The organism is Hoskinsella mucinilytica (assembly GCF_045223415.1).
Taxonomy (GTDB): Bacteria; Bacillota_I; Bacilli_A; order Erysipelotrichales; family Erysipelotrichaceae; genus Hoskinsella; species Hoskinsella mucinilytica.
The window spans coordinates 1-6,318 of sequence record NZ_JBEQZJ010000081.1 but is presented as its reverse complement, the minus strand read 5'-3'; the positions used below and the strand labels follow the sequence as shown (position 1 = coordinate 6,318).

The following is a 6,318-nucleotide window of genomic DNA, read 5'->3' as shown; positions in this document are numbered from 1 at the left end:
AATTTATTTTCTTATTAATTCCATCAAATAGCAAATGTCTTTTCTAAAAATTAGTAAAGATAATAAGTTGGGTAAAATCAAGCATAATATTAACTTTATTAAAAAAATCATATATATATTCAAATCAATTTTTTCAATTAAATAGGAAAATAAAATTGCGATTAAAATATTTATAGAAAAATAGATTATTAGAATAAAAACTTTTTTAAAATAAAGATTATTACTTTTTCCTACATTTTTATAATAAACATAGGATCTTTTCCATAATTTGTAAATGTTATACAACATAGTTCCTACAAAAACGCCAGGTAATCCTAATAGGTATGCAAATCCTATTGAGGCGAATATATTTATTAATATCTCCACAATTGGAGTTCTATAATCTGTCTTATAGCACTCTTCAAAATAATATGCATCTAGTATTGGATAGCCTATTATAGTTAAAAACAAACAGAAATTAATTAATATGATTGTTGCATTATCTAAAATATAAGAATCACCTAGCCAAATTCCAACAAAAGGATTTAGCATAACAATTAAACTTATACATACAAAATTAGCGATTATACAATAAATATTAAGAATTAGATACTGTAGTTTATCTACTTCATCTTGTGAACTTGTACACATAATTTTTCTAATAGGATCCTTTATTGAAAATAGTACCTGCATTACTAAATTTTGCACATTAGTTGTAATCATTCGAAAATTTGAGTAAATAGCTAGTGAATTAAAACTTACTGTAGAGGACACTATCAAATTATCTGAATTTAAAACAACTATATCTGACATACTGTGTAAAGACAACTTTGCCATATCAAGCAATTCTTTTTTGTTTAGATTTTTAAAAGATAATTTTACGTTTATCAAATAAGGTAATTGCTTAGAGATTATTCTATGGCAATATATATTAACTGTTATCGGAATTATTAACAAAAGTAACAAATACATATAAATATTCTTCCATATTATTAAAGAAATAATGTTTATTGTATATGAAATAATAGAAATTAATATTTGAAAAACAATTGTTTTATACCTGAATTGTATAGTTTCTACCATAAAAACTTTATATATATATGCAGTGGAACTACAATTCAAAATCATAAAAATAATATATAAAAACAAAACTGTTTTATGGCTTATGGAAACGTCTCCTACGAAAACATCTAAAAAAGGTATTATCATAATTCCTACAACAACCATCAAAATAGCTCTAATTAAATAAACAACCCTAATTAAATTATATAAACGCTTTACTTCCTCATAATTTTCGTTCCAAAGTGGCGGATGAATTCTAATAAACAAAGCACTTCCCATTCCTCCATCAAGACATGCAAGAACACCAAAGATACTCGTAAATACGGTAACCAATGCAACATATTCATTTCCTAATTCTTTAATCAATACAGTTCTTAAAGTAAACGAGAAAATAACTACGATAATTTGATATGCCACTCCAAAAAAACTACCTTTTATAATGTTGTTTTTCATAATATTCCTCTTGCTCCTTCTGTAAAATACTGTGTCTTTCAACTATGCACTTCATAGCTTTTTCTAGAACGGCATTATTTATTGACCTTCTTAAATTTTTAAATTGAAAAGGGTCATCATCTAAATTATAAATTTCTTTAATATCTTCAATTTCAATTTTTCTATTAAGCGGACACTTTAATCCTAAAAAGAATTTCTCATATATCCATCCATACCAAATATCATCTTTTTGCATATCAGGACATTCTGGACCTAAATATTCAATAATTATTTTATCATCCAACCTATCAATTTTTTCATGAATTCCATCTACAGAATCATTCATAAAATTTATTATATGCTTACTGCTTATAATTTTATTAATAATTTCTGGTTTTATATCATTATCATATAACCACAAAGGTATATGATAATTTTCTAGATAAAAATTATTAACTACTTTATCTCTAACTGGTTTATATACAACAGACGAGCCATGATCAGCTGTTATTATAATTCTATACTCATTTAATAATTTATTTTCCTCCAAATGATCAAAAAAGTTTTTGAAACATTCATCTATATAACTTAGAGATAATAAATACAGAACGTTTCCTTTATCATTAAATCTAATTTTCTTTAAATTATTCTCTGCGTGCTCCAACTCTTTTATTAAAATTTCTTTATCATCCACATCATAACTAAAAAAATTAGGATCACCATGCAAATCTTCTATTTGTAAATAAAAACAACTTTCTGAATTGTTTTGCAAAATTTCTTCAGATAATTTACTTAATAATGTGTAACAAGACGGCATTTCATTAAAAAACAACTCCTTTTGGTAATGATCAATATATTGAGTTGATTTTAAAAGGAGATACCTAAGATTTTTGATAAATGAAATCTTATCACTACAACTTATTAAACTTTTGAAATTATTTAAAGAGAATAAGTTATTTATAAATTGCTTCCTTTTTATTTGAGCTATTAATTTTTTGTTTTTTTCTTTTACATAAGTATTAATTAATTCTTGATTTATAAAAGAAATATTATATAGCATATCAACCTTGAATAAATTATGCTCATAACCGGATTTCAACAATTTGTTTATATATTGTTTTTGATTTAAACTGAATATTTCATATTCTTTATTCAATAAAGATAAGTTCTTATTTATATCATATCCTTTTAAAAGATTACTTAATAAAGAATAATCTTTCATTGTCCCTGCTTTCAAAAATTCTCTCCAATTTATAAAAATGTCGTTTAATAAATTAATCAGACAATTATACTCATATGTATTTAATTCCTTTTCTTTATACTTATCACTATAATGTTTAAATCTATATTGCCAATAAATATCTAAATTCATATAAGATGTATATATTTTTTTATCAAAATCTCTTAATATATTTTCGGAATATATACTTATTGGCAGAAAAAATGTAGTGTTTTTAAAACCATTCATCTTATTTACTTTAAATAAATTATTTTTAGATTCATTGATAAACCTTATATACCCATTATCTGCAAGCACATCATTTCCACTCATGAGTGCTTTAGATCCTGCTTCTGTGTAAGGTCCCTGTGAATAAACATTTTTAAAAAACATAGACTTTTTCGATAAAGAATACAAAAATGGTGCATATTTTTTAAAATCATTTTCATCTTCTATAACATTTGCGCATAACGAATCAATAAATATAAAAATATTTTTTTTCATAAGAATCTCCTTTACTACATCTTTTCAAACATCTAAAATTACACATTAACTTATTTCTATTTGTTTTTTTCTTTATATTTTTTTTTGAAATTCTGAATTGAAAAACTGGATATAAAAAACAAACAAATTGGTATAATTATAGAAAATTCCAATATATTCTTGATTAAAGAACTTGCAAATCCATCTCTATAGATAGAAAAAAACAAAAAACTTACTATAAATGAATATATTATTTTAACAGGCATTCCTTGCCTTCTTTCTTCCAAATATGATAAACAATATGATAGTAGCCCAACGAACCCAATAGAACCTATTATTCCAAAATTGACTATTAAATCAACATATAGATTTAAGGCTCCTCCTGGTGAATATATTGGATACCCTGTACTTTCCAATTGAACTACGAAATCTAGCTTATTAGGAAATAAAAATGACGGAATTAGATTTATCAAATAACTTAATAATACTATTGGTAGATTAATCAAATCAAAAATTGCATTGGCTAAGAACGTTAATAAAGATAATGATGTGTATAAAAACTCTATAAGAAAATTTATTATCATAACTTCTAGACTAAAATTTTCAATACCTGAGCGAATAGCTCCAACAACTAAAATTATTATTGCTGCTATAAATAAAGATGGAGTAATAATTTTCAATTTACTTAAATATGTTTTAGGTTTCTCAAAAAAACTTAAAACACAAAGTGTAGTACTCACGATATACATTCTTGTACCTAGTGATAATAATGCTATATTTAATATAAATAATATAATTGTAAATAATATAGTGTTTTTATTGATTTTATTATCATATGATACGTATATCAAATAATAGGCCAAATATATCAATGTAATTGCTGCAAAAGTTCCTCTATTTATTACACCACTATATTGTAAAGTATATCCTTTAAAAAAATGATTTATATTAAAGAGTAAATAAATTAAGCACAAAATTGAAAGAGTATATCCTAATAAAAGTAGATTTTTTCTTTTTAACGTACAATCTCTTTCTTTCGCATTTATTTCATTAACTTCAATAAGACTTTTTTTTCTATAAGATATCCAAAAGAATGTAAATATCAAAACACTTATAAACAATAAATAAATAATAATAGACTTTGTTTCAATACCATTATAAATATTATAAAAATCATCCAAGCTATTATATTGATCTAATACTTTAGTTTCTCCAATAATTAATGGTAAAATCATATAAAAAAACATACCAAAATTAAATGCAACTACATGATTAAAAATTCTATTAACCTTTATTATATATAAATACGATAAAATCAAACAACTAATCGTTGTTAAAATAAGAAGTAATATTACCATCATCATCATCCTTTTCTTAGTAATTCATATAATAGTTTTGCTTGTTTGATTGAATTTTTTTTATCAACAACAAACTTTCTACCTGCAAGTCCTAATCCTTTCAATTCATCCTCATTTAAATTCACTACATTTTTAAATGTCTCTACTAGGCTTTCATCTTTTCCGGTTTCACATGTTATCATGTAATCAAAATATTCTTCTGGAATACCTTCTAATTTTGTCGAGATGACACAAGTACCTGATGCAAGATACTCAAAAATTTTTGAAGGAAATGAATATTTTGTAAATTCATCTCTAGGATCACGTAAGTTAAGTAGAAATTTTGCTTCCATAAGTTTTTGAAAAAGCATTTCTCTACTTACTAGCCCTTTATATTTAATCTTTTCCTCATTTTCAATAGATTTTAGCATTTCCTCTTTATACTCGCCATCTCCATAAATATGTAATTCATAATCATTTAAATTTGCTTTTTTAAATACTCTTATTGCTGTATCAATACCATATTTTTTTATAAGACTTCCTGAATAAATAAATATATTTTTTTTCTTGATATTTTTATACTCTAAATCAGCATTATATATTCCCTCAATTACACAATAAGAACGATTTTTTTTATTCACCTTATCATTCATTTCATCAGTAATAAACACATATGAATCAAAGTTTTTATTCACAAATTTTGTTAGCTTCATATAGTATTTTCTAAATTTATTCATTCTGTTTTCATATAAATCATCGATTAAGTCACAAAACATACATGTCACTTTGACACGAAAAATCTTTCCTACAATTAGAGTTGGAATAGAAACTGGCAAGAAATTTGTTGCAATAAATATTTTACCATTTTTATTCCTTGCACAAAATTTATAAGCAATATAAAAAGTGTAAATAAATATGTATATATATCTTAAAAAAGAACATTTTAATATAGGATAAGTAGAAGAAAAAAAATTATTCTCAATTTCAACTTTCTTTTTTTGTTCAAAAATTCCTTTATTCATTAGATGATATGGTATAGTAGGAGTCGTCCAAGCTTCTATTTTAACATTATAAAATAATAGCCCTTTTATCAAAGCTTTTTCTAAATTTGATTGGGCAATCATAAAAGGCTTTCCATAAACTGAAAGCAATTGTTTCTCATATTCACCTGCAATTGTACTCCCTAGCCATAATACATTATCACACATTTTATTTTCTCCACACCATCTTATTCACTACACCAGTATAAGATTGGATTAGTTTTACTACTTTATTACTAACATTCTCAATATAATTTGGTACCGGTATTCCTAAATCATTGTTTTCATTCATTGCGACTGCAGTCTCTACTGCCTGCACTACTCCATTGTCACTGATTCCTGCTAATACAAAGCATCCCTTATCTAATGCTTCTGGTCGCTCTGTACTAGTTCTGATACAGATTGCTGGGAATGATTTCCCTATACTTGTGAAGAAAGAAGATTCTTCAGGTAGCGTTCCACTATCACTTACCACTGCATATGCATTCATTTGTAGATTGTTATAATCATGGAACCCTAATGGCTCATGAAGTCTGACTCTTTCGTCTAATTGAAATTCTCTTTGTTCCAAGTATTTCTTTGATCTAGGATGACAAGAATAAAGGATCGGCATATCATAGAGTTCCGCAAGTTTATTGATGGAAGTAAACAAGTCGATAAAGTTCTTTTCTGTATCGATGTTTTCTTCTCTATGAGCTGATAATAAGATGTATCCTTTTTCTTTTAGATCTAATCGTTTTAATACATCTGAAGTCTCAATCTGGGA

Annotated in this window: 5 protein-coding genes; all 5 read right to left on the bottom strand. The window is 25.0% G+C overall.

Annotated features, from left to right (window positions below):
* Window positions 1–3: 3 nt before the first annotated feature.
* On the bottom strand, window positions 4–1,494 hold the full coding sequence (locus UGRO018_RS17320) for a lipopolysaccharide biosynthesis protein (protein WP_416327768.1): 1,491 nt from the start codon (window positions 1,492–1,494) through the stop codon (window positions 4–6).
* Entirely contained in the window at window positions 1,469–3,196 is a 1,728-nt protein-coding gene (locus UGRO018_RS17315; RefSeq protein ID WP_416327767.1) for a sulfatase-like hydrolase/transferase, read from the bottom strand. The genes UGRO018_RS17320 and UGRO018_RS17315 overlap by 26 nt, the downstream gene beginning before the upstream one ends.
* Window positions 3,197–3,252: 56 nt before the next feature.
* Complete coding sequence (locus UGRO018_RS17310) at window positions 3,253–4,533, bottom strand: O-antigen polymerase (RefSeq protein ID WP_416327766.1); 1,281 nt, start codon at window positions 4,531–4,533, stop codon at window positions 3,253–3,255.
* 5 nt (window positions 4,534–4,538) lie between these two features.
* Window positions 4,539–5,720: a glycosyltransferase gene (locus tag UGRO018_RS17305; protein ID WP_416327765.1), complete on the bottom strand. Its 1,182-nt coding sequence runs from the start codon at window positions 5,718–5,720 to the stop codon at window positions 4,539–4,541.
* Window position 5,721: 1 nt separating this feature from the next.
* Window positions 5,722–6,318: UDP-N-acetylglucosamine 2-epimerase (locus UGRO018_RS17300; RefSeq protein WP_416327764.1), on the bottom strand; the 597-nt coding region annotated here is incomplete at its 5' end.

What these genes read in the sequence shown, in the direction of transcription:
- UGRO018_RS17320 (WP_416327768.1), bottom strand. Translation starts at nt 1,494, where the DNA reads ATGAAAAACAACATTATAAAAGGTAGTTTTTTTGGAGTGGCATATCAA.
- UGRO018_RS17315 (WP_416327767.1), bottom strand. Translation starts at nt 3,196, where the DNA reads ATGAAAAAAAATATTTTTATATTTATTGATTCGTTATGCGCAAATGTT.
- UGRO018_RS17310 (WP_416327766.1), bottom strand. Translation starts at nt 4,533, where the DNA reads ATGGTAATATTACTTCTTATTTTAACAACGATTAGTTGTTTGATTTTA.
- UGRO018_RS17305 (WP_416327765.1), bottom strand. Translation starts at nt 5,720, where the DNA reads ATGTGTGATAATGTATTATGGCTAGGGAGTACAATTGCAGGTGAATAT.